Origin of the sequence: Streptomyces sp. NPDC051636 (genome assembly GCF_044453765.1) — a bacterium.
Classification (GTDB): domain Bacteria; phylum Actinomycetota; class Actinomycetes; order Streptomycetales; family Streptomycetaceae; genus Streptomyces.
Genome location: NZ_JBITDA010000003.1, coordinates 440,557 through 464,067 on the forward strand (window position 1 = coordinate 440,557; position 23,511 = coordinate 464,067).

Here is a 23,511-nt window from a genome sequence, read left to right on the forward strand (position 1 = left end):
GGGTAATGAGCGCCCCTGCGTCCGTACGTGGTTGGATGCGAGGGAGAGGGCGTCCGGGGGCACAAGCCAGCCCACTGTGCGGATCTGGAACTGGCAGGCGGGAATCGTGAGGATCTTCGGCAAGGGACGGCACCGGCCCTCCGCCTCCTGGCGGCAGGCCACCGACCGGGCGTTCACGCTGATCGGGGACGGCCGGTACGAGGACGCGGGCGAGCTGCTGACGCGCGCCGCCGACCTGGAGCCCTGGCTGTCGGAGTCCTGGTTCAACCTCGCCCTGCTGCACAAGTTCCGGCACGACTGGGAGCAGGCCCGGGCCGCCGGCCTCAGGGCCGTGGCGCTGCTCGACCGGGAGACCGGGGCACCCGACTGGTGGAACGTCGGCATCGCCGCCACCGCCCTGCAGGACTGGCCGCTGGCCCGCCGCGCCTGGCAGGCCTACGGCCTCAGGGTGCCGGGCGGAGCCACCGCCTCCGGCGAGCCGCTCGGGATGGATCTGGGCAGCGCGGCCGTGCGGCTGTCGCCGGAGGGCGAGGCCGAGGTCGTGTGGGGCCGCAGGCTCGATCCGGCGCGGATCGAGGTGCTGTCCATTCCGCTTCCCTCGTCCGGGCGCCGCTGGGGCGAGGTCGTCCTGCACGACGGCGTGCCGCACGGCGAGCGGACCACGGCCACCGGGCACGCCTACCCCGTCTTCGACGAGATCGAGCTGTGGGCGCCCTCGCCCGTGCCCACCTGGGTGGTCCTGCTGGAGGCGGCCACCGAGGCCGACCGGGACGCTCTGGAGCAGCTCGCCGCCGACGCCGGCTTCGCCGCCGAGGACTGGTCGTCCTCCGTGCGGCTGCTGTGCCGGATGTGCTCGGAGTCGCGCATGCCCTCGGACGAGGGCGAGGGCGTCCATCTGGACCCGCACGACCACAGCGAGCCGGGACACCCGGGCCCGCTGGGCCACCGTACGGACGGGCAGCTGTGGGTGCCGGAGCGGGAGTGTGGTGTCGCGGCGCCCGCCTCGCTGGTGAGGGGGCTGCTGGACGGCTGGGTGGCGGACAGCCCGGACTCGCGGGACTGGCGGGATCTGGAAGAGGTCTGCTGAGCGTTCGCCGTACCCTGTATCAGCATCACACCTGTGTTGTGCACCCAGTTTTTCCGAGGAAGGCGTACGTCGGTCATGGCCCAGCAGGACACCGATCAGCAGCACGCGGGCGTGCTCCCCGTCGACGAGGAGGGCTTCGTCGTCGACACGGAGGACTGCGAGGAGCGCGAGACCGCCTGGCGCGAGCGCGGCACCTCGCGGCCCATCACGGTCGTCGGCAACCCGGTGCTGCACAAGGAGTGCAAGGACGTCACCGAGTTCGGCGAGGAGCTCGAGCAGCTGGTCGCCGACATGTTCGCCAGCCAGCGCACCGCCGAGGGCGTGGGCCTGGCCGCCAACCAGATCGGCGTCGACCTGAAGGTCTTCGTCTACGACTGCCAGGACGACGAGGGCGTGCGGCACGTCGGCGTGGTGTGCAACCCGAAGCTGGTCGACCTGCCGGCCGACAGGCGCCGCCTGGACGACAGCAACGAGGGCTGCCTGTCCGTCCCCACGGCGTACGCGCCGCTCGCCCGGCCCGACTACGCCGAGGTGACCGGGCAGGACGAGAAGGGCAACCCGATCAAGGTGCGCGGCACCGGCTACTTCGCACGCTGTTTGCAGCACGAGACCGACCACCTGTACGGCTACCTCTACATCGACCGCCTCTCCAAGCGTGAACGCAAGGACGCGCTGCGGCAGATGGCTGAGAACGAGCCACGCTATCCCGTGGTCGCAAACGACTGAGACCCCGCCCGAGAGGTGCGGGAAACGCACGAGAGCAGCGACGACGCCCGGTCAGGATCTGTCCCGACCGGGTGTCGTTCGTTTGTTCGTCGCAAGGTTCCCGGCATCTTGGGGTAGTGAGTGGGGCAAATCCGTTCCCAGACTGGTCAGTTGTAGTGCTGAATAGAAGTGCGGGGATACGCAACGGCGCACGCCCGGCACAGCGGGAGGGGCGTGCGTTCCTGGCGGCTGAGAGGGGCTTGTTCGTGCATGCTTTCCCACACAGCACCACATCGACACCGACTGCGGTTGCGGTTCCACCCTCGCTCGCCCTTCCGGTGATCGAGGAGGCGTTTACCCGACATCTGCACCCGTATTGGCCAAAGCTTCAGGAGAAGACCCGCCTGTGGCTGCTCGAAAAACGGCTCATGCCGGCCGACAAGGTTGCGGAATATGCCGACGGACTGTGCTACACCGACCTCATGGCGGGGTACTACCTCGGTGCCCCCGACGAGGTGCTCCAGGCCATAGCCGACTACAGCGCCTGGTTCTTCGTCTGGGACGACCGTCATGACCGCGACATCGTCCACGGCCGCGCGGGCGCCTGGCGGCGGCTCAGGTTCAGCCTGCACACCGCCCTCGACTCACCCAGGCACCACCTGCGTCACCCGGACCCCCTGGTCGCCGGGTTCGCGGACAGCGTGCTGCGGCTGTACTCCTTCCTGCCCAGCACCTGGAACGCACGGTTCGCCCGGCACTTCGACCAGGTGATCGAGGCGTACGACCGGGAGTTCCGCAACCGCACCGAAGGATATGTCCCCGAGGTCGAGGAATACCTCGCCCTGCGGCGCCTGACGTTCGCCCACTGGATATGGACGGACCTGCTGGAGCCGAGCGCGGGACGCGAACTCCCGGACGCCGTGCGGAAACACCCGGCATATCGCCGCCCGGCCATGCTGAGCCAGGAATTCGCCGCGTGGTACAACGACCTCTGCTCGCTGCCGAAGGAAATCGCGGGCGACGAGGTGCACAATCTCGGAATCAGTCTGATCACCCATCAGGGGCTGACCCTGGAAGAGGCGGTCGGGGAAATCCGGCGGCGTGTCGAGGAGTGCGTCACCGATTTCCTCGAGGCTGAGCACGATGCGTTACGGTTCGCCGACGACCTCGACGACGGCACGCTGTGGGGAAAGGAACTCGGCGTCGCCGTACGGGCCTGCCTCGGCAATATGCGGAACTGGTTCAGTTCCGTCTACTGGTTCCATCACGAGTCCGGCCGGTACATGGTCGACAGCTGGGACGACCGGTCCACGCCCCCGTACGTCAACAACGAAGCGGCAGGTGAGAAATGACCGTCGAATCCTCCTCCGGGTTCTCGGCTTCGCTCGACCGGGGGGCACCCCCGTCGCCCGCGACGCCCGAGGCACCGGAACTGCGTGAACCGCCCCTGGCCGGGGGCGCCGTCCCGGTACTCGGCCACGGCTGGAAGCTGGTCCGAGATCCGCTGGCCTTCATGTCCCGGCTGCGGGACCACGGTGACGTCGTACGCCTGAAACTGGGGCCCAAGACGGTGTACGCCGTCACCACCCCGGAGCTCACCGGCGCACTCGCGCTCAGCCCCGACTACAAGATCGGCGGACCGCTGTGGGAGTCCCTGGAGGGCCTGCTCGGCAAGGAGGGCGTGGCCACCGCCAACGGTCCCCGGCACCGCCGCCAGCGGCGCACCATCCAGCCCGCCTTCAAGCTCGACGCCATCCCCGCGTACGGGCCGATCATGGAGGAGGAGGCGCACGCTCTGAACGAGCGCTGGCAGCCCGGCGCGACGATCGACTGCACCTCCGAGTCCTTCCGGGTCGCCGTACGCATCGCCGCCCGCTGCCTGCTGCGCGGCGAGTACATGGACGAGCGGGCCGAGCGGCTGTGCGTCGCCCTCGCCACCGTCTTCCGGGGGATGTACCGCCGGATGGTCGTCCCGCTCGGGCCGCTCTACCGGCTGCCGCTGCCGGCCAACCTCGAATTCAACCGGGGGCTGGCCGATTTGCATCTCCTGGTCGACGAGATCGTCGCCGAACGCCGGGCATCTGGTCAAAAGCCGGACGATTTGCTGACGGCATTGCTGGAGGCGAAGGACGAAAATGGTGACCCCATCGGGGAACAGGAGATCCACGACCAGGTGGTCGCGATACTCACCCCCGGAAGCGAAACTGTCGCCTCCACGATCATGTGGCTCCTCCAGGTGCTCGCCGAACACCCGGAACACGCCGCCAAGGTGCGCGCCGAGGTCCAATCCGTGACCGGTGGTCGCCCCGTCGGATTCGACGACGTGCGCGAACTGACCCACACCAACAATCTCGTCGTCGAGGCCATGCGTTTGCGTCCCGCCGTATGGATATTGACGCGGCGGGCGGTGATCGACACCGCGCTCGGCGGCTATCGCATTCCGGCGGGGGCGGACATCGTCTACAGCCCGTACGCGATCCAGCGCGACGCACGCTCCTACGCGGGCCACCTCGAGTTCGACCCGGACCGCTGGCTGCCGGACCGGGTCAAGGACGTGCCCAAGCACGCGATGAGCCCGTTCAGCGTCGGCAACCGCAAGTGCCCCAGCGACCACTTCTCCATGGCCCAGCTGACCCTGATCGCGGCGGTGGTGTCGTCGAAGTACCGCTTCGAGCAGGTCAGCGGGTCGAACGACGCGACCCGCGTGGGCATCACGCTGCGCCCGCACCGGCTGCTGCTGAAGCCCCGGGAGTGGTGACGCACCCGGTGTGACGCCGGCCGATACCGGTGCGCGCTCAGGCGGCCTCGGGCCCCCGGAACGCGCGCCGGTACGCGTTCGGGGTCGTGCCCAGCGTCCGGACGAACTGGTGGCGCAGCGCGGCCGCTGTGCCGAACCCGGTCCGCCAGGCGATCGCGTCCATGGTCTCGTCCGTGCCCTCCAGCAACTCCTGTGCCAGCAGTACCCGTTGACGCAGGATCCAGCGGTAGGGGGTGGTGCCCGTCTCCTGCTGGAAGCGGCGGGCGAAGGTGCGCGGAGCCATGTGGGCGCGGGCTGCGAGCTGCTCGACGGTGACCTCCTCGTCGAGGTGCTGCTCCATCCACGCCAGCACCTCGCCGACGGTGTCGCACGAGCTCTTCGGCAGCGGCCGCTCGATGTACTGCGCCTGGCCGCCGTCCCGGTGCGGCGGCACCACCATCCGCCGGGCGATCTTGTTGGCGACCTCCGGCCCCTGCTCCTTGCGCACGATGTGCAGGCAGGCGTCGATCCCGGCGGCGGTGCCGGCCGAGGTGATCACCGGGTCCTCGTCCACGTAGAGCACGTCCGGCTTGACGACCGCGCGCGGGAAGCGCCGAGTCAGCTCGTCGGCGTGCCGCCAGTGCACGGCACAGCGCCGCCCGTCCAGCAGCCCGGCCGCGCCCAGCAGGAAGACTCCCGAGCAGACGCTGAGCACCCTGGCGCCCCGCTCGACGGCCCGGCGCAGCGCGGCGAGCAGCTCCGGCGGGTACGTCCGGCTCACGTAGGTGTCCCCGGCCGGTACGGCGATCAGGTCGGCCTCCTCCAGCCGCTCCAGGCCGTACGGCGTCGAGACCGTGAACCCGGAGTTGGTACCCAGCGTCGGGCCCTCGGCCGAGGCGACCGCGAAGTCGTAGACCGGCAGGCCCTCGTCACTGCGGTCGATGCCGAACACCTCGCAGACGACGCCGAGCTCGAAGGGATGCACGCCGTCGAGAAGGACGGCGGCCACGTTCTTCAGCATGCTGCCAGTGTGCCTCCGAAGTGGCAGGAATTTGAAGATGTGCGGCAGTCCTGCCACTCACGGTAAGGCGTGTTCAGCGCCACAGTGGTGTCATGACTACCGCACAGACAGAAGCCCTGATCGGAATGATCGTCGTCCTCGGGATCCTGGTCCTCATGGTCCTCCCGGCACTGATCGGCATCGCGCACGACCGGCGCGTCGACCGGCAGATCAGGGAGGCCCAGGAGAACCAGGAGACCCGGCGGACCGGAAGGGGTCAGAAGTCCTCGTCCAGGTCGACGGTGCCCTCCACCGCCACCTGGTACGCCGACGGACGCCGCTCGAAGAAGTTGGTCAGCTCCTGAACCCCCTGCAGCTCCATGAAGGAGAAGGGGTTCTCGGAGCCGCACACGGGAGCGAAGCCGAGGCGTGTCAGGCGCTGGTCGGCGACGCACTCCAGGTACTGCCGCATCGAGTCGGTGTTCATGCCCGGGAGGCCGTCACCGCACAGGTCGCGCGCGAACTGCAGCTCGGCCTCGACGGCCTCCCGCAGCATGTCGGTGACCTGCTGCTGGAGCTCGTCGTCGAAGAGCTCCGGCTCCTCCTTGCGGACGGTGTCCACCACGTCGAAGGCGAACGACATGTGCATCGTCTCGTCGCGGAACACCCAGTTGGTGCCGGTCGCCAGGCCGTGCAGCAGACCCCGGCTGCGGAACCAGTAGACGTACGCGAAGGCGCCGTAGAAGAACAGGCCCTCGATGCACGCGGCGAAGCAGATCAGGTTGAGGAGGAAGCGACGGCGGTCGGCCTGTGTCTCCAGCCGGTCCAGCTTCTCGACCTCATTGATCCACTTGAAGCAGAACCCGGCCTTCTCGCGGATGGAGGGGATGTTCTCCACGGCGTCGAAGGCCGCGGCCCTGTCCTCCGGGTCGGGCAGATAGGTGTCCAGGAGCGTCAGGTAGAACTGGACGTGCACGGCCTCCTCGAAGAGCTGCCGTGACAGATACAGGCGCGCCTCGGGAGAGTTGATGTGCTTGTAGAGGGTCAGCACCAGGTTGTTCGCGACGATCGAGTCGCCCGTCGCGAAGAACGCGACCAGGCGGCCGATCAGGTGCTGCTCGCCCGGGGTCAGCTTCGCGAGGTCGGTGACGTCCGAGTGGAGGTCGACCTCCTCCACGGTCCAGGTGTTCTTGATGGCGTCCCGGTAGCGCTCGTAGAAGTCGGGGTAGCGCATGGGGCGGAGCGTCAGCTCGAAGCCCGGGTCGAGCAGGTTGGTGTTACGAGTCATTGCTGTCGGCGCGAGGCGCCGTCCTCCAGAGGTGGTGGTCGGGTGGCGGGTGGGAGTTACTGGCAGGCCTCGCAGGACTCGGGGTTTTCCAGGGAGCAGGCGACCGCGTCGGGATCGGCGACCTGCTGGACGGGGATGGTCCTCCCGGGCTGGGCCTGCGCCTGGGCGGCGCGGGCGATGCGCGTCGCCGGGCGCGAGCGCAGGTAGTACGTCGTCTTCAGACCCTGCTTCCAGGCGTACGCGTACATCGAGGAGAGCTTGCCGATGGTCGGCGTCTCCAGGAACAGGTTCAGCGACTGGGCCTGGTCCAGGAACGGGGTCCGGGCCGCGGCCATGTCGATCAGGCCGCGCTGCGGGATCTCCCAGGCCGTGCGGTACAGCGCCCGTACGCCGGCCGGGATCCAGGCGAAGTCCTGCACCGAGCCGTTCGACTCGCGCAGCGCCTCACGGGTCCGCGCGTCCCACACGCCCAGTTCCTTCAGGTCCTTCACCAGGTAGGCGTTGACCTGGAGGAACTCGCCGGACAGCGTCTCGCGCTTGAACAGGTTGGAGACCTGCGGCTCGATGCACTCGTACACGCCGGCGATCGAGGCGATGGTGGCGGTGGGGGCGATGGCCAGCAGCAGCGAGTTGCGCATGCCGGTCCTCGCGATCCGCTCGCGCAGCGCCGCCCAGCGCTCCGGCCAGGTGAACTCGACGCCGTAGTGGTCCGGGTGCAGCACGCCCCGGGAGGTACGGGTCTTCTCCCAGGCCGGCAGCGGACCGTTGCGCTCGGCGAGGTCGGCGGAGGCCTCGTACGCGGCGAGCATGATGCGCTCGGCGATACGGGTGGAGAGCGCCTTGGCCTCGGGTGAGTCGAAGGGCAGCCGCAGCTTGAAGAAGACGTCCTGCAGGCCCATCGCGCCGAGTCCCACCGGGCGCCACTTGGCGTTGGAGCGGCCCGCCTGCTCGGTCGGGTAGAAGTTGATGTCCACGACGCGGTCGAGGAAGGTGACGGCGGTGCGGACGGTGGCGTCCAGCCGCTCCCAGTCGATGTCCCCGTCGCTCACGAACGCGCCGAGGTTGACCGACCCCAGGTTGCAGACCGCCGTCTCCCCGTCGTCGGTGACCTCCAGGATCTCCGTGCACAGGTTGGAGGAGTGGACGACGTGGCCCGGCTCGGCCGTCTGGTTGGCGGTGCGGTTGGCGGCGTCCTTGAAGGTCATCCAGCCGTTGCCGGTCTGCGCGAGGGTGCGCATCATGCGGCCGTACAGGTCGCGGGCCGGGATGGTCTTCTTCGCGAGGCCCCTTTCCTCGGCCCTGCGGTAGGCGGCGTCGAACTCCTCGCCCCACAGGTCGACCAGCTCGGGCACATCGGCCGGGGAGAACAGGGACCAGACGCCGTCCGCGTTGACCCGGCGCATGAACTCGTCCGGGACCCAGTGCGCGAGGTTGAGGTTGTGCGTACGGCGGGCGTCCTCGCCGGTGTTGTCGCGCAGCTCCAGGAACTCCTCGATGTCGGAGTGCCAGGTCTCCAGGTAGACCGCGGCCGCGCCCTTGCGCCGGCCGCCTTGGTTCACGGCGGCGACGGAGGCGTCGAGGGTCTTCAGGAACGGCACGATGCCGTTGGAGTGCCCGTTGGTGCCGCGGATCAGGGAGCCGCGCGAACGGATCCGGCTGTACGACAGACCGATGCCGCCGGCGTGCTTGGAGAGCCGGGCGACCTGGTGGTAGCGGTCGTAGATGGAGTCCAGCTCGTCCTTGGGGGAGTCGAGGAGGTAGCAGGACGACATCTGGGGGTGCCGGGTGCCGGAGTTGAACAGCGTGGGGGAGGAGGGCAGGTAGTCCAGGCGGCTCATCAGCCCGTACAGCGCGGCCACTTCGTCGACCGAGCGGGGGGCGTCGTCCTCGGCGAGACCGGCGGCGACGCGCAGCATGAAGTGCTGGGGGGTCTCGACGACCTTGCGGGTGATGGGGTGCCGGAGCAGGTAGCGGCTGTGCAGCGTGCGCAGACCGAAGTAGCCGAAGCGGTCGTCGGCCCCGGTGTCGACCAGGGCGTCCAGGCGCCCGGCGTGCAGCCGCACGAACTCGGCGGTGCGATCGGCGATGAGCCCCTCGCGGTGGCCGACGGCGACGGACTCGGTGAAGGACGTCACGCCCTGCGAGGCGGCCTCGGCGCGGATGGTCAGGGTGAGCAGCCGGGCGGCCAGCTTGGAGTAGACGGGGTCCTCGGAGATCAGGCCGGCTGCCGCCTCCGTGGCCAGCTCGCGCAGTTCCGACTCGTCCGCTCGGGCGGAGCGGCCGCGCAGCGCGGCGGCGGCGACCCGGCCGGGGTCGGCGTCGGGCAGGTCGGCGGTCAGCTCGGTCAGGGTCCGCAGCAGCGCGGCACCGGGACCGTCGGACTCCACCGGGGTCGCCTCGGTCGCCGGGGTGGCTGAAGCCGGCTCGGCTGGCGCGATGGTCACGTGGGGCACTCCCTCGCTGGGCACGGGGGCCTGGCGGAGGGCAGGGGGCAGCGCGAGCGCACGCGGCGTCGCGTCCACCGGCCCACTCCACGAGGCCCGGACGTCAGGTCACCCGGACCGGACGGCCGGGCACGCTGTCGGCAGGTCCTCGGACTGACCCTCAGCACCGGTATGCGGGCATACGGGTGTGAGTACACCGTTGCGGGACAGTTCCGGATTCGCACCGGATTCCCCTGCGGCGACAGCGAGCATGAGCATACATCTTGTGCCGGGTCGCGGTGTCACCCCCAGATGTTGTGTTGCGTCGGCTTCATAGCGTCAACTCGTAAGTGAGGAGAGTGATGTCGTCCAGGTGCGGGAGCGGATTCCCGTCCCGCTCGGGTGTGCGCACGAAGCCGAGACGTTCGTGGATGCGGTGGGCGGAGTGCATGGCGCGCTGGGTCGACAGGACGATCCGTACACAACCCGTGGTCCGCGCACGGTCGACGCAGGCGCGGACGAGGGCCTCCCCGGCGCCCCGGCCGCGCGCCGCATGGGCGACCGCGAGCATCCGTATCGCGGCCTCTCCCGGCCCGGCGATGTCGGACATGGGCCCGCCGGACGGCACGAAGGTGACCCGCCGAGCACCTTCCCGTCGGCCACCGCGACCAGCACCTCAACGGCGGCCGCCCGCTGGGTCACGTCTCTCAGCTCGCCGAGGTACCAGGCGTTCTCCCGAAGTCGAGGAGCCCGTCCTGGAGACAGGCCTCGCCGGTGATCTCACCGAGGTCGTCGTACTCGTCGGGGACCGCATGCCGGATCACGATGTCCATGAGGCCGAGTGTGCCGGACGGGTACGACGACGGGCCGCCGGATTTCCCCGGCGGCCCGTCGGTCGCGTACGGCTCAGTGCGCGCTGCCCGCCGTCGCCGGCGGCAGCTCCACCTGCACCCCCGGGTCGCCCGCGTCCGCCGTGTAGTCGTCCGGGCTGGTCTCGTCGACGCCCTCGGGGGCCTTGAGGGCCTTCAGGGCGAAGGTGAGGACCACCGTGACGGCCACGTTCAGCACGAACGCCGTCAGACCGATGTAGCCGATCTCGCCGATGCCGGGGATCTCCTTCGCCGAACCGCCGAAGTGCTTCTGCGTCGGCGAGGCCACCCCGTACGCGGCGACCGTGCCGTAGACCATGCCGACCGCCCAGCCGGCCAGCAGCGCCCAGCGGTGGAACCAGCGGGTGAACAGGCCGCCGACCATGGCCGGGAAGGTCTGCAGGATCCAGATGCCGCCGAGCAGCTGGAAGTTGATGGCGACGGTCTTGTCCATGGTCAGGACGAAGACCAGCGCGCCCACCTTCACCAGCAGCGACACGATCTTGGAGACCCGGGTCTCCTCCTTCGGTGTCGCGTCCGGCTTGATGAAGTCCTTGTAGATGTTGCGGGTGAAGAGGTTGGCGGCCGCGATCGACATGATCGCCGCCGGCACCAGCGCGCCGATGCCGATCGCCGCGAAGGCCACGCCCGCGAACCAGTCCGGGAACATGTTCTCGAACAGCTGCGGGATCGCCAGCTGCCCGTTGGTGACCTTGACTCCGGCCGCGATCGCCATGAAGCCCAGCAGCGCCAGCAGGCCCAGCATCAGGGAGTACAGCGGCAGGATCGTGGTGTTGCGGCGGATCACCTCACGGCTGCGCGAGGACAGGGTCGCGGTGATCGAGTGGGGGTACATGAACAGCGCCAGCGCGGAGCCGAGCGCCAGCGTGGCGTACGTCCACTGGCCCGCCTGAGCCGGCACGAGCGCGCCGCGCGGCTTCCCGGTCGCCGGGTTGACCTGGCTGAACGCGTCGGCCGCCTTGGCGAAGACGTCGTCGAACCCGCCCAGCTTGATCGGGATGTAGATGATCGCGACCGCGATGACGATGTAGATCAGCGCGTCCTTGACGAACGCGATCAGCGCGGGGGCCCTCAGGCCCGACGAGTACGTGTACGCGGCCAGCACGCCGAATGCGATCAGCAGCGGCAGGTCCTTCACGAACCAGTTGGTGTTCTCGCCGCCGCCGATGCCCATCACGTCCAGCACTGCCTGGATGCCGACCAGCTGGAGCGCGATGTACGGCATCGTCGCCAGGATGCCGGTGAGCGCCACCGCCAGCGACAGGCCCTTGGAGCCGAAGCGGCCGCGCACGAAGTCCGAGGTCGTCACGTAGCCGTGCTTGTGCGAGACCGACCACAGGCGGGGCAGGAACGTGAAGATCAGCGGGTAGACGAGGATGGTGTACGGCACCGCGAAGAAGCCCGCCGCGCCCGCCGCGTAGATCGCCGCCGGGACTGCGACGAAGGTGTACGCCGTGTACAGGTCGCCGCCGAGCAGGAACCAGGTGATCCAGGTGCCGAACGACCGCCCGCCCAGGCCCCATTCGTCGAGGCTGTGCTCGTCGTCGGCCCTGCGCCAGCGCGCGGCCAGGAAGCCCATGACCGTGACGGCCAGGAAGAAGAAGATGAAGACGCCGAGCGCGACGCCGTTCACGCCGTCCTTCATTCCGCCGCACCCCCCTTCGCGGTCCGGCGGGCGCGCTGGTCACGCCGCCACAGCTGGTGGGCGAGCATGGTCAGCGCGGTGGAGATCAGCACCCAGAGCATCTGGTACCAGTAGAAGAACGGGATGCCCATGAACGCCGGGTCGGCCTTGGCGTAGGAGCCGACCCACAGCATCGCCACGAAGGGCGCGATCAGGCAGAGTGCGATGAGGACGCGCAGCGGCGTCACCACCGCCGATCTTGTCGTATCCGGCGCATTTGACATCTCTGGTGGCTCCGTCCCCTCACTGATCACCTGTGTAATGCGCAGGCAATCTAGGGGACGGTGTCACGGCAGTGGAAGACCTCGTCCGCATATCGGTATGTCGATTTCGGGGGCCCGCTGTGAAGGTCCGGACCTGAAGACGGGCCCCGTCTACTCCTGCGGCCGCTTCAGTCTCGCCACGAACTTGTAGCGGTCCCCCCGGTACACCGACCGCACCCACTCCACCGGCTTGCCCTCCCGGTCCAGGGAGTGCCGGGAGAGCATCAGCATCGGCAGACCCACGTCGGTGCCGAGCAGACCCGCCTCGCGCGGGGTGGCCAGCGAGGTCTCGATGGTCTCCTCGGCCTCCGCGAGGTGGACGTCGTAGACCTCGGCGAGCGCGGTGTAGAGGGAGGTGTACTTCACCAGGCTGCGGCGCAGCGCCGGGAAGCGCTTGGCCGACAGGTGCGTGGTCTCGATGGCCATCGGCTCGCCGTTGGCCATGCGCAGCCGCTCGATCCGCAGCACCCGGCCGCCGGCCGTGATGTCGAGCAGGCCGGCGAGGGAGTCGTCGGCGGTGATGTAGCCGATGTCCAGCAGCTGCGAGGTCGGCTCCAGGCCCTGGGCGCGCATGTCCTCGGTGTAGCTGGTGAGTTGCAGCGCCTGGGAGACCTTCGGCTTGGCGACGAAGGTGCCCTTGCCCTGGATCCGCTCCAGCCGGCCCTCGACGACCAGCTCCTGCAGGGCCTGGCGGACGGTGGTGCGCGAGGTGTCGAACTCGGCGGCCAGCGTGCGCTCGGGCGGGACGGGGGTGCCCGGCGCCTGCGTCTCCGTCATGTCGAGCAGGTGCTTCTTCAGGCGGTAGTACTTGGGCACGCGCGCGGTACGGACGGTGGCGCCACTCTCGTTCTCCGCACTGCTGACGTCGGTGCTCATGCTCTGCCTTCCCGGCTCCGGGTGCCCAAGCGACCGACACACCATCGGCCACGGCTCACATCGTGGCACGGCTCAGCGCGTCGGGCGCCAGCCCGCACGCTCCGTGATCTCCTCTGTATACCGTTGTGACCATCCCTGGTCTAGTCCATGCTTCAGATGCCCTGCCAGTCGGGCTTGTTGGCGTAGGTGTGCCGGAAGTAGTCCGCGAGCTTCAGCTTGGACGCGGCGGCCTCGTCGACGACCACGGTGGCGTGCGGGTGCAGTTGCAGCGCCGAGGCCGGGCAGACGGCCGCGACCGGCCCCTCGACCGTCGCGGCGACCGCGTCCGCCTTGCCCTCGCCGGTCGCGAGCAGCACCAGGTGGCGGGCCTCCAGGATCGTGCCGATGCCCTGTGTGATGACGTGGTGCGGCACCTGGTCGATGTCGCCGTCGAAGAAGCGGGCGTTGTCGATCCGGGTCTGCCCGGTGAGCGTCTTGATGCGCGTGCGCGAGGCGAGCGAGGAGCAGGGCTCGTTGAACCCGATGTGCCCGTCGGTGCCGATCCCGAGCAGCTGCAGGTCCACGCCGCCGGCCTCGGCGAGCGCCCGGTCGTACGCCTCGCACGCGCCACGCACGTCCTCGGCGGTGCCGTCCGGGCCCATGAACGCGTCCATCCCTATCCCGAGCGGCTCCAGGACCTCCCGCCGGAGTACGGAGCGGTAGGACTCCGGGTGTTCGGCGGGCAGCCCCACGTATTCGTCGAGCTGCGCTATCCGGGCCCGCGAGGTGTCCACGGCGCCGGAACGCACCTTGGCCGCCAGGGCCTCGTAGACGGGCAACGGGGTCGAGCCGGTGGCCACGCCGAGCAGGGCGTCGGGCCTGCGTCGCAGCAGCTGTGCGATGGCCTCGGCGATGAGCTCGCCGCCCGACGCGGCGTCCGGAACGATGACAACTTCCACGCTGGGGCCTGCCGATCTGTGCTGTGTGGTTTAGACCAATCCAGCAGAATGGTACCCCCAGGACCCGGCCTGCGTCAGCGAGCCGGCCCGTGGCGTCCACCCGGCTGCCCGTCACCCACCGCCGGCGTCGGAGGCGAGGAAGGCCGCCACGTCCGCGACGTCGGCCGTCTCGCCCACCCTGCCCAGCGCCGTATGTTTCCGTCGCCCCGCCCAGCCGTCCTCGACCGGCGTGCAGCAGCTCGGCGAGACGAAAGAGCAGGTCAGGACGGTCTCCAAGCCGCGCGGCCGCCCCCCTCCTTCGACCGTGAGACCGCGCTGGAGAAGGCGGTGCGCGCCTTCTGGGAGCGCGGTTACGAGGCGACCTCGGATTCCGACCTCACCAGGATCATGGGCATCGGCGCCCCCGGCCTGTATGCGGCCTTCGGCGACAAGCGGTCGCTGTTCGAGGAGGTCGTGCGGGTCTACGGCGGGACGTACGGGGCGTTCGCCCAGCACGCCCTGGAGGACGGCTGCTGCGGGAGGCCGCCGCGGAGTTCACCGACCCCGACCATCCCTACGGCTGCCTGGTCATCCACGCGGCCACCAACTGCACGAGCCCGGAGGTCGACGACGCCCTGCGCCGGCAGCGCAACGCCGACATCTCCGCGATCGAGAACCGCATCCGGGCCGACATCGTCTCCGGTGACCTGCCGCCCGGCACCGATGCCGCCGCGCCGCCGCCGTCTTCCAGGGCATGTCCCAGCAGGCGCGCGACGGAGCCGGCCGGGAGGAACTGGAGGGGCCGGCGGAAATTGCCATGACCATCTGGCCCCGTACATGACCTGGGCGGGCTAGGCTTCCAGACGTCACGTTGTTACAACTCCACACGCATGGACACATGGACACACCTTGTGGTCTAGTCCACAATGCGTAGGACGCACTCTTCCGTCTTCCCCGCACAGGAAGGCGGACCGAGGAACCGGAGCTCTCTGCCCTGACTGCCCCGGCTCCTCATCCTTCGGCCGACCGGGACCGCACACCCCACGGCCGATGCTGCTCCGGGCTGCGGTGCCGGGAGGGTTGAGGGTCCCTCCCAGGCGCCGCGGCCCGCGGGTGTTTTTTCGGCCGTGTCCGAGCCCCCGGGTACGCTCGCAGACGTGCCCTCCATGAACGAACTCGTACGCCAGCACACCGCCCTCGACGACTCCGACCTCGAGTGGCTCCACCTGCTGGTCTCGGAGTGGCAACTGCTCTCCGACCTCTCCTTCGCGGACCTGGTCCTGTGGGTCCCCACCCGGGACGGCACGCGGTACGTCTCGGTCGCCCAGATGCGGCCCAACACCGGTCCGACCTCCTACCAGGACGACATGGTCGGCCACCTGGTTCCGCGCGGCCGCCGCCCCATGCTGGACGCGGCGCTCGACGAGGGCCGGATCGTGCGCGAGGGCGACCCGGAGTGGCGCGAGGAGGTCCCGGTCCGGGTCGAGTCGATCCCCGTACGACGGGAAGGGCGCGTCCTCGGCGTCATCGCCCGCAACACGAACCTGCTGACCGTGCGCACCCCGAGCCGCCTGGAGCTGACGTACCTGCAGAGCGCCTCGGACCTGGCGCAGATGATCGCGGCCGGCTCCTTCCCGTTCCCCGACCAGCAGGTCGACATGGACGCCTCGCCGCGCGTCGGCGACGGCCTGATCCGGCTGGACGCGGACGGCCTCGTCCAGTACGCCTCGCCGAACGCCCTGTCCGCCTACCACCGCCTCGGCCTCGCCGCCGACCTGGTCGGCCACCACCTGGGCCGGACCACCGCCGAACTCGCCCCCACCCGGGGGCCGGTGGACGAGGCGCTGGCCAAGGTCGCCAGCGGATGGGCGCCGCGCGAGTTCGAGATCGAGTCGAACGACGGGGTGATCCAGTTCCGGGCGATCCCGCTCAAGCCCAAGGGAACACGCATCGGTTCGCTGGTGCTGCTCCGGGACGTCACCGAACTGCGGCGCCGGGAACGCGAGTTGATCACCAAGGACGCCACCATCCGGGAGATCCACCACCGGGTGAAGAACAACCTCCAGACGGTGGCCGCCCTGCTCCGCCTCCAGGCCCGGCGCATCGACTCCGAGCGCGGCCGGGAGGCGCTGGAGGAGGCCGTGCGGAGGGTCGGCTCCATCGCGATCGTGCACGAGACGCTGTCCCAGAATCTGGACGAGCGTGTGGAGTTCGACGAGATCGCCGACCGTGTGCTCGCCATGGTCGCCGAGATCTCGCCGGGCAAGGTCACCGGCCGGCGCAGCGGCCGCTTCGGCATACTCGACGCCGAGGTCGCCACCCCGCTGTCCATGGTCCTCACCGAGATCCTGCAGAACGCCCTGGAGCACGGCTTCCGTGAGGGCGACACCGGCACCGTCGAGGTCTCCGCGGTGCGCGGCGGCACCACCAAGGAGGCCCGCCTCCTGGTCACCGTCCAGGACGACGGGGTCGGCCTGCCCGACGGCTTCGACCCGCACCGCTCGGGCAACCTGGGCCTGCAGATCGTACGCACCCTGGTGGAGGGGGAGTTGGGGGGAACCTTCGACATGGTTCCGGCGCCGGAGCGGGGGACGCGGGTGATCCTCGACATTCCGGTGCGGGCGCAGAAGTAGCCGGACAGCATTGAGCCCCGGATCACAGGTGATCCGGGGCTGAAGCTCGTTGCTGCTTGCTAAGCGCATCGGGGTACTGCGCGCTGCGGCTCGGGGGCGGGAGATGCGTACTCGCTGTACGCGCCGCCAAGCTCAGGCTGTCAGCAGGGGTGGATGGTCAGGCGGAGGCCTGACGAGCCCGGTTGCGGGCGGCGCGGCGCTTCATGGCGCGGCGCTCGTCCTCGCTGAGACCACCCCAGACGCCGGAGTCCTGGCCGGACTCGAGCGCCCACTGCAGACACTGCTCGATCACCGGGCAGCGACGGCAGACGGCCTTGGCTTCCTCGATCTGCAGCAGCGCAGGACCGGTGTTGCCGATGGGGAAGAAGAGCTCGGGGTCTTCCTCGCGGCAAACGGCGTTGTGACGCCAGTCCATGGCTGCTACCTCTCCTTGGTATTACATGCAGATTGCTTGTGAATGTGAACGCTTTCACGAATCCCTCAACAAGTGAAGGGCCGACCGCCGAGTCTTCCCCGGCGTGGTCCTTGGTTTTGAAGAGGGGTTCTGGTGATCAGTGGAGGCCGGTGTTGCGGGCCGTCCCGATCGCCACGTAGAGACTCGCAAACCTCAGCGGCGGATACAACCCCTTCCGGAAAGTTTTTTTTGATTCCTCGGTGTCGACTAGGTCACAGCCGTACTTCCATGGGGTGGATCCTGGCCTAAACGTTCGAGTGAAAGGACTTTGGCCGGTTCCACTCACACAATCACACGCAGTGCACGGCGTACGCCTGTGAACGTCACGCTGGTGCGCACTCCGAGGTGGTCGCCGTCCATCTGGAGGGGGAGTGGCACCTTCGAATGCAAGGTGAACTGGTCCAGGTCGTGCAGGGAGGTGGCGTGCTTGCCGTGGGGTCCGCGCTCGGGGGACGAAGTGAGCAACTGGGTGGCATACCGGGCAACCGCGGCCGTGGACAGGCGACTGAGACCGAGTACGTCGAGACCCTTGTCGAACGAAGCCTTAGGTGACGTGTACATCGGGCGATTGCCGAGATAGGTCCAAGGCGACGTGTTCGAGACTATGGCGACCACAAGATCGGTGACCGGGTCCGCGCCGGGGTGTTCGAGCGTGATCGTGCCGCGCCGGCGATGCGGCTCGCCGAGAAACTGCCGGACGACCTGACGCACGTACAGCGCGTGCGTCGACTTCTTGCCACGCTCGCGCTGCTGCTCGACCCGGCCGACCACGCCCGCGTCGAAACCGAGACCCGCGTTGAAGGTGAACCAGCGCGACGGGACCGCCTCGTCCTCGGTGCCGGGCGTGCCGGAGGTCAGGCCGAGGCCGACGACACGCTCGCGGCCCTCGCGCAGGGCGTCCAGCAGGGCGCCGGTGGCCTCGACGTTGTCGTTGGGCAGGCCCAGGGCGCGGGCGAAGACGTTGGTGGAGCCACCGGGGACCACGGCGAGGCCGGGCAGGCGGTCCGGGTCGGGGCCGGCGTGCAGGAGGCCGTTGACGACCTCGTTGACGGTGCCGTCACCGCCGAGGGCCACGATCAGGTCGATGTCGTCGCTGTCCGCCGCCTGCCGGCCCAGGTCGCGTGCGTGGCCGCGGTACTCGGTGGTGACCGCCTCGAGCTTCATCTCGCTCGCCAGGGCGTGGATCAGCACGTCACGCCTACGTGCGCTTGTGGTGGTTGCCGCCGGATTGACCACGAGAAGTGCACGCATGAGTTGCAGGGTACCTACTGGGCGGTACTGGGCCCAGACCGAGGTGGGGATCCGGTAAGAGCAGGGGGCGTGAACCTGGACACCCGGCGTGCGGGGCGACGGCTACCCTTCAGGGGTGAGCAGTGAGCAGAACCCCACCTCCCGGACCCCCGCCGAAACCGACGGCCCCCGTCCGCGCCGGCTGACCTGCGCGGCGGCGCTGGTCGCGCTGGAGGGGGCCGCGCTGGCGGTCGGGGGTGTGTGGATGCTCGTACTCGGCATCACCGGCGACCCGGACGACCGGCGGCAGGCCGTGACCCTGGGCATCACCCTGGTCGTCCTCGCCCTGCTGCCGCTGCTCGCCGCGCGCGGCCTGCTGCTGCGGCGCGGCTGGAGCCGGGGCCCCGCCGTGGTCACGCAGATCATGGCCCTCCCGATCGCCTACAACCTCCTGAAGGCCGACAGCGCCGCCATCCCGGTGGGCATCGCCCTCGCGGTCGTCGCGGTGGCCGCGCTGGTGCTGCTGGTCAACCCGGCCACGACGGAGGCCCTTGGCATCAAGGGGCCGGGGCGGGCGGAGGAGACCAAGCGATAGCCCGCCGGGGTTCGGCGGGCTGACCGTACGGCTGCGGGCGACGCCATCGCGCCGCCCGCTGTGTGTGCCGTGCGCCTACTCCTCCACCAGCAGCTTCTCCCGCAGCTGGGCCAGTGTTCGGGCCAGGAGACGGGAGACGTGCATCTGGGAGATGCCGACCTCCTGGGCGATCTGGGACTGGGTCATGTTGCCGAAGAAGCGGAGGAGAAGGATCCGCTTCTCTCGGGGCGGGAGGTCTTCCAGCAGCGGCTTGAGGGACTCGCGGTATTCCACGCCCTCCAGCGCCTCGTCCTCCGCGCCGAGGGTGTCGGCGACCGCCGGGGACTCGTCGTCGGTGTCGGGGACGTCCAGGGAGAGGGTGGAGTAGGCGTTCGCCGACTCCAGGCCCTCCAGGACCTCCTCCTCGGAGATGGCGAGCTTCTCGGCCAGCTCGTGGACCGTGGGCGAGCGCCCGTGCTGCTGGGACAGCTCGGCCGTGGCCGTGGTGAGCGACAGACGCAGCTCCTGCAGCCGGCGCGGAACGCGGACCGCCCAGCCCTTGTCGCGGAAATGCCGCTTGATCTCACCGACGACCGTGGGGGTGGCGTACGTGGAGAACTCCACGCCCCGGTCCGGGTCGAACCGGTCGACCGACTTGATCAGGCCGATGGTGGCGACCTGGGTGAGGTCGTCCAGCGGCTCACCCCGGTTGCGGAAGCGGCGCGCGAGATGCTCCACGAGCGGCAGGTGCATACGGACCAGCTGGTTGCGCAGCTCCGCGTACTCCGGGCTGCCCTCCCTCAGCGCCCGCAGCTCGACGAACAGCGCGCGCGCTCCACTGCGGTCCTGGGGGTCGTGCTGCACACCCTGCAGGGCCGGCGCGGCCTGCGCGCCCAGCTCGTCGTCGTCCCGTTCGTGCTCGCTCATCGTCCCGCCCGTCGCCCTTCCCCGAGCCCTCGCCTCCGTCCGGGCCGGGGAAACCCCGCTCCGCCGCTCCAGAGGCGCGCTCTGCACGGCACCTTCCCGATCCCGCTGCCCGTCGTCCGGGAAGCCGGCCTCCGCGGAGTGGTCCTCCGGGTGCGGCCTGGCCTGCTCCGGGATCCCGTCGATGCCGTCCCGCATGCGTCGGGAACCGTCCGGAGAGCCCGCGCCCCCGGCCGGCAGCTCCCGTGTGCCGCGCTCTTCGTCCCGCACCGGCCCGTCCCCGTTCCTCACGCCGGCCCGGGTCCCGCGCCGCGCTGTTTGTAGAGGCTGATCGACACGGTCCGGTCCTCGTCGACGGCCGACGAGACCTTGCCCGCCAGGGCCGACAGCACGGTCCAGGCGAAGGTGTCCCGCGAGGGCGCGTGGCCGTCCGTGGTGGGTGCCGAGACCGTGACCTCGAGCGAGTCGTCGACGAGCCGGAAGACACAGCTGAGCACAGATCCGGGCACGGCCTGCTGGAGCAGGATCGCGCAGGCCTCGTCCACGGCGATGCGCAGGTCCTCGATCTCGTCCAGGGTGAAGTCCAAGCGGGCGGCGAGACCGGCCGTGGCCGTCCGCAGCACCGACAGGTAGGCACCCGCAGCCGGCAGCCGGACTTCCACGAAGTCCTGGGTCGCGGGCTCGCCTGCGATCTGGGACACCCTCACCTCCATGGTGGTACAAGCTTCAGGGGGGCCGAGGGTCGCCCCTCGGGGTAACGCGATACATGGTTCAGCGGTGACGCTATCGCGCTCCGAACGTTCCTGTCCCCGGGACCCCAACCCCCTGGCGTCACTCACAGTAAAACTCTGGATACGCTCCGTGTCTAGAGGTCCAGCGGGCCCAATTGGGAAGAGCGCGCGCCGGGTTGACGTACCCAGACGTCAGACGCTCGAACCGTCGGGATCGGCGCCGGGGTCGACTCACCTGTACAGGGTTACACGAGGACGTGGTCGACGAAGCACCACCGCCAGTCCTCGCCCGGTTCGAAGGTCCGCATCACCGGGTGACCGGACTTCTCGTGGTGCCCCGTGGCATGCCTCCCGGGCGAGGAGTCGCAGCAGCCGACGTGGCCACAGGTCAGACACTTCCGCAGCTGCACCGGGTGCGTGCCCTCCGCGAGACACTGCAGGCAGGTCTCGCTCAGCGGCTCGGGTTCCGGGTGCGACAGCGCGTCGGCGTGCGTGCACTGTTTCATGATTGCCAGATTACGACGGGCGCGCGGGTGACCGCGCGGAAAAAGAGGGCGGGCGAGGACGATGGACGTGATGCCGCTGCTGCTGCTGGTGGCGGGGAGCGCCGCGATCGCCGCGGCGGCCCGGCGGACGCCGGTGCCGGCCCCGCTGCTGCTGGTCGCGGCCGGACTGCTGGTCTCGTACGTCCCCGGGGTGCCGGACTACACCCTCGATCCCGAGGTCGTCCTCCCCCTCCTGCTGCCCCCGCTGCTCTACACGTCGGCGACCGACAGCTCCTACCTGGACCTCAGGGCCCAGCTGCGTCCGGTGGCACTGCTGTCGGTGGGATACGTGCTCTTCGCGACCTTCGTCGTCGGCTGCGCCGCCTACCTGATCGTCCCCGGGATGCCGCTGCCCGCCGCGCTGGTGCTGGGCGCGGTGGTGGCGCCGCCGGACGCGGTCGCGGCGACGGCGGTCGCGCGCCGGGTCGGCCTGCCCTCCCGGATCACCACGATCCTCCAGGGCGAGTCCCTCCTGAACGACGCCACCGCGATCACCGCGTACAAGGTGGCCCTCGCGGCGGCCGTCGGCGCGGGCGCCACCTGGGCCGGCGGTATCGGCGAGTTCCTGCTCGCGGCGGTCGGCGGCGTCGGCGTCGGCCTGGTCCTGATGGCGCCCCTGCACTGGCTGCGCACACACCTGAAGGAACCACTGCTCCAGAACACCCTCTCCCTGCTCATCCCGTTCGTCGCGTACGGCGTCGCCGAGCAGCTGCACGCCTCGGGCGTCCTCGCGGTCGTGGTCGTCGCCCTCTACCTCGGGCACCGCGCGTGGGAGGTCGACTTCGCCACCCGGCTGCAGGAGGAGGCGGTGTGGAAGATGGTCGCCTTCGTCCTGGAGTCCGCGGTCTTCGCGCTCATCGGCCTGCAACTGCCGGTCGTCCTCAAGGGCCTCGGGGAGTACGAGGGTGCCGACGCCGCCTGGTACGCGGTGGCCGTCTTCCTGGTGGTGGTCGCGACCCGGTTCGTGTGGGTGTATCCGGCGGCCTTCCTGCCGCGCCTGCTGTCGGCGCGGGTCGGGGAACGGGAGCCGAACCCCACCTGGCGGGGCGCGATGGTCACCGCGTGGGCCGGGATGCGGGGCGTGGTCTCCCTCGCCATCGCCTTCTCGATCCCGCTCACGGTGCACGGCGGCGGCGCCTTCCCGCAGCGCAACCTGATCCTGTTCCTGACCTTCACGACGGTCATCGGGACGCTGGTCCTGCAGGGCCTGACCCTGCCCCCGCTGATCCGTCTGCTGAAGTTCCCCGGCCGGGACGCACAGGCCGAGACGCTCGCCGAGGCCAATGCCCAGGCGCAGGCCTCCCGGGCCGCCGAGCAGCGCCTCGACGAGCTCCTCTCCGACGAGCGCAACCTCCTGCCCCCGCCCCTCGCCGACCGCCTCCGCACGGTCCTGGAGCGCCGCCGCAACGCCGTCTGGGAGCGGCTCGGCGCGGTGAACCCCGTCACCGGGGAGACGGTCGACGACACCTACCGCCGCCTGGCCCGGGAGATGATCAGCGCCGAGCGGGAGGTGTTCGTCCGCCTGCGCGACCACCGCTACATCGACGACGAGATGCTGCGCACACTGCTGCGCAGGCTGGACCTGGAGGAGGCGGCGGCGTACCGGGAGGCGGCGTAGGGGCGGTGCCGGGTGCGGTCCGGGCGCGGGGGCTACGGGAAGGGCCGGCCGGTGACCACGGCGGTGACCGTCGTCCCGCGCCGGAAGGCGCCTTCGCCCGCCAGGGTGACGAGTCCGTACAGCAACTTGGCGACATACAGACGCTCCACGGGCAGGCCGTGGCGGGTCTCGAAGTCCTCGGCGAAGGCGTCGAGTCCGGGGGTGGTGCGGGCGTAGCCGCCGAAGTGGAAGCGGTCGTCCAGGGACCAGGTGCCGCGGCGGGCGCCGAAGGCCCGCTCCTGGAGGGTTCGTATCTCGGCGGTCAGGAAGCCGCCCCTGAGGACGGGTATGCCCAGGGCGCGCTGGTCCGGGGCGAGGCCGGCGGCCGTACCGGCGAGTGTGCCGCCGGTGCCGCAGGCGAGGGCGACGACGTCGGCGCGGCCGCGCAGTTCCCGGCCGAGGGCCTGGCAGCCGCGGACGGCTTCGGCGTTGCTGCCGCCCTCCGGGACGACGTACGCGTCCCGGGCGCCGAGGGTGCCCAGGATGGCGTCCAGAGTCTCGGGATCGGCCTTGCGGCGGTACGTCGACCTGTCGACGAAGTGCAGCCGCATGCCGTCGGCCTCGCACCGGGCCAGGGACGGGTTGCGGGGCCGGTCGGCCAGCTCCTGGCCGCGGACCACGCCGACGGTGGTCAGGCCGAGGAGGCGGCCCGCGGCGGCGGTGGCCCGCAGGTGGTTGGAGTACGCGCCGCCGAAGGTCACGATCGTGCGGCCACCCGCCGCCTCGATGTTCGGCACCAGCTTGCGCCACTTGTTCCCGATCAGGTCCGGGTGGATCAGGTCGTCGCGCTTGAGCAGGAGACGTATCCCGTGGCTCGCGAACCGGTCGTCGGCCACCTCCTGGAGGGGGGAGGGGAGAAGGGGGCGCAGGGCGGCGTCGGGGCTGGTCACCGG

The 23,511-nt window shown here is 70.1% G+C and carries 21 protein-coding genes, 2 pseudogenes and 1 riboswitch; of the genes and pseudogenes, 9 read left to right on the forward strand and 14 right to left on the reverse strand.

What is annotated here, in order from left to right; translation table 11 throughout:
• Positions 1–106: 106 nt before the first annotated feature.
• The 4 genes from ACIBBH_RS09035 (at position 107) to ACIBBH_RS09050 (ending at position 4,550) form a co-directional block, all read left to right on the forward strand.
• Positions 107–1,087 carry a tetratricopeptide repeat protein gene (locus ACIBBH_RS09035; RefSeq protein ID WP_399403466.1) on the forward strand — a complete coding sequence of 327 codons (981 nt, stop codon included), beginning with the start codon at positions 107–109 and terminating at the stop codon, positions 1,085–1,087.
• A gap of 75 nt (positions 1,088–1,162) precedes the next feature.
• On the forward strand, positions 1,163–1,813 hold the full coding sequence (def, locus tag ACIBBH_RS09040) for a peptide deformylase (RefSeq protein WP_399403468.1): 651 nt from the start codon (positions 1,163–1,165) through the stop codon (positions 1,811–1,813).
• Positions 1,814–2,058: 245 nt separating this feature from the next.
• Positions 2,059–3,144, forward strand: a complete 1,086-nt coding sequence (gene cyc1, locus ACIBBH_RS09045) for an epi-isozizaene synthase (RefSeq protein ID WP_399403657.1) — start codon at positions 2,059–2,061, stop codon at positions 3,142–3,144.
• On the forward strand, positions 3,141–4,550 hold the full coding sequence (locus ACIBBH_RS09050) for a cytochrome P450 (protein WP_399403470.1): 1,410 nt from the start codon (positions 3,141–3,143) through the stop codon (positions 4,548–4,550). The genes cyc1 and ACIBBH_RS09050 overlap by 4 nt, the downstream gene beginning before the upstream one ends.
• A 37-nt stretch (positions 4,551–4,587) precedes the next feature.
• On the opposite strand, the gene ACIBBH_RS09055 is transcribed toward ACIBBH_RS09050, so the two are convergent.
• On the reverse strand, positions 4,588–5,550 hold the full coding sequence (locus tag ACIBBH_RS09055; RefSeq protein ID WP_399403472.1) for a GlxA family transcriptional regulator: 963 nt from the start codon (positions 5,548–5,550) through the stop codon (positions 4,588–4,590).
• A gap of 92 nt (positions 5,551–5,642) precedes the next feature.
• On the opposite strand from ACIBBH_RS09055, the gene ACIBBH_RS09060 reads away from it, so the two are divergent.
• Positions 5,643–5,894, forward strand: coding sequence for a hypothetical protein (locus ACIBBH_RS09060; RefSeq protein ID WP_399403474.1), 252 nt, complete (start codon positions 5,643–5,645; stop codon positions 5,892–5,894).
• Here ACIBBH_RS09060 and ACIBBH_RS09065 read toward each other — a convergent pair.
• The 7 genes and pseudogenes from ACIBBH_RS09065 to nagB form a co-directional block, all read right to left on the reverse strand.
• Entirely contained in the window at positions 5,807–6,817 is a 1,011-nt protein-coding gene (locus ACIBBH_RS09065; protein ID WP_399403476.1) for a ribonucleotide-diphosphate reductase subunit beta, read from the reverse strand. The genes ACIBBH_RS09060 and ACIBBH_RS09065 overlap by 88 nt on opposite strands.
• 56 nt (positions 6,818–6,873) lie before the next feature.
• On the reverse strand, positions 6,874–9,261 hold the full coding sequence (locus tag ACIBBH_RS09070) for a ribonucleoside-diphosphate reductase subunit alpha (protein WP_399403478.1): 2,388 nt from the start codon (positions 9,259–9,261) through the stop codon (positions 6,874–6,876).
• Positions 9,262–9,404: 143 nt separating this feature from the next.
• Positions 9,405–9,494, reverse strand: a riboswitch (cobalamin riboswitch).
• Positions 9,495–9,571: 77 nt separating this feature from the next.
• Positions 9,572–10,073, reverse strand: a pseudogene (locus tag ACIBBH_RS09075) (GNAT family N-acetyltransferase).
• 73 nt (positions 10,074–10,146) lie between these two features.
• A complete protein-coding gene (gene mctP / locus ACIBBH_RS09080; protein ID WP_399403480.1) occupies positions 10,147–11,775 on the reverse strand; it encodes a monocarboxylate uptake permease MctP in 1,629 nt (542 codons plus the stop codon).
• Positions 11,772–12,038, reverse strand: a complete 267-nt coding sequence (locus tag ACIBBH_RS09085) for a DUF3311 domain-containing protein (RefSeq protein WP_399403482.1) — start codon at positions 12,036–12,038, stop codon at positions 11,772–11,774. The genes mctP and ACIBBH_RS09085 overlap by 4 nt, the downstream gene beginning before the upstream one ends.
• A gap of 150 nt (positions 12,039–12,188) precedes the next feature.
• Complete coding sequence (locus tag ACIBBH_RS09090; protein WP_399403484.1) at positions 12,189–12,953, reverse strand: GntR family transcriptional regulator; 765 nt, start codon at positions 12,951–12,953, stop codon at positions 12,189–12,191.
• Between the two features lie 152 nt (positions 12,954–13,105).
• Positions 13,106–13,891, reverse strand: a complete 786-nt coding sequence (gene nagB / locus ACIBBH_RS09095) for a glucosamine-6-phosphate deaminase (protein WP_399403486.1) — start codon at positions 13,889–13,891, stop codon at positions 13,106–13,108.
• A gap of 192 nt (positions 13,892–14,083) precedes the next feature.
• On the opposite strand from nagB, the pseudogene ACIBBH_RS09100 reads away from it, so the two are divergent.
• Positions 14,084–14,711 (forward strand): annotated as a pseudogene (locus ACIBBH_RS09100) (TetR/AcrR family transcriptional regulator).
• A gap of 325 nt (positions 14,712–15,036) precedes the next feature.
• Positions 15,037–16,503: a sensor histidine kinase gene (locus tag ACIBBH_RS09105; RefSeq protein ID WP_399403659.1), complete on the forward strand. Its 1,467-nt coding sequence runs from the start codon at positions 15,037–15,039 to the stop codon at positions 16,501–16,503.
• A 157-nt stretch (positions 16,504–16,660) separates the two neighbouring features.
• On the opposite strand, the gene ACIBBH_RS09110 is transcribed toward ACIBBH_RS09105, so the two are convergent.
• Positions 16,661–16,918 carry a WhiB family transcriptional regulator gene (locus tag ACIBBH_RS09110; RefSeq protein ID WP_003992873.1) on the reverse strand — a complete coding sequence of 86 codons (258 nt, stop codon included), beginning with the start codon at positions 16,916–16,918 and terminating at the stop codon, positions 16,661–16,663.
• 321 nt (positions 16,919–17,239) lie between these two features.
• On the reverse strand, positions 17,240–18,208 hold the full coding sequence (locus ACIBBH_RS09115; RefSeq protein WP_399403488.1) for a diacylglycerol/lipid kinase family protein: 969 nt from the start codon (positions 18,206–18,208) through the stop codon (positions 17,240–17,242).
• A gap of 115 nt (positions 18,209–18,323) precedes the next feature.
• On the opposite strand from ACIBBH_RS09115, the gene ACIBBH_RS09120 reads away from it, so the two are divergent.
• On the forward strand, positions 18,324–18,782 hold the full coding sequence (locus tag ACIBBH_RS09120; protein WP_399403490.1) for a hypothetical protein: 459 nt from the start codon (positions 18,324–18,326) through the stop codon (positions 18,780–18,782).
• A gap of 75 nt (positions 18,783–18,857) precedes the next feature.
• Here the strand turns inward: ACIBBH_RS09120 and ACIBBH_RS09125 are convergent, their stop codons facing one another.
• The 3 genes from ACIBBH_RS09125 to ACIBBH_RS09135 all read right to left on the reverse strand — a co-directional run bounded on the left by ACIBBH_RS09125 (position 18,858) and on the right by ACIBBH_RS09135 (position 20,922).
• Positions 18,858–19,976 (reverse strand): RNA polymerase sigma factor SigF, encoded by a 1,119-nt coding sequence (locus tag ACIBBH_RS09125; RefSeq protein WP_399403492.1) that lies wholly within the window; start codon positions 19,974–19,976, stop codon positions 18,858–18,860.
• Complete coding sequence (locus tag ACIBBH_RS09130; protein ID WP_006136266.1) at positions 19,973–20,386, reverse strand: anti-sigma factor; 414 nt, start codon at positions 20,384–20,386, stop codon at positions 19,973–19,975. The genes ACIBBH_RS09125 and ACIBBH_RS09130 overlap by 4 nt, the downstream gene beginning before the upstream one ends.
• 275 nt (positions 20,387–20,661) lie before the next feature.
• On the reverse strand, positions 20,662–20,922 hold the full coding sequence (locus tag ACIBBH_RS09135) for a UBP-type zinc finger domain-containing protein (protein WP_399403494.1): 261 nt from the start codon (positions 20,920–20,922) through the stop codon (positions 20,662–20,664).
• A gap of 61 nt (positions 20,923–20,983) precedes the next feature.
• Between ACIBBH_RS09135 and ACIBBH_RS09140 the strand changes: the two genes are divergently transcribed.
• Positions 20,984–22,579 (forward strand): Na+/H+ antiporter, encoded by a 1,596-nt coding sequence (locus tag ACIBBH_RS09140; protein WP_399403496.1) that lies wholly within the window; start codon positions 20,984–20,986, stop codon positions 22,577–22,579.
• Positions 22,580–22,611: 32 nt separating this feature from the next.
• Here the strand turns inward: ACIBBH_RS09140 and ACIBBH_RS09145 are convergent, their stop codons facing one another.
• Positions 22,612–23,508, reverse strand: coding sequence for a 1-aminocyclopropane-1-carboxylate deaminase/D-cysteine desulfhydrase (locus tag ACIBBH_RS09145; protein ID WP_399403498.1), 897 nt, complete (start codon positions 23,506–23,508; stop codon positions 22,612–22,614).
• Positions 23,509–23,511: the final 3 nt, after the last annotated feature.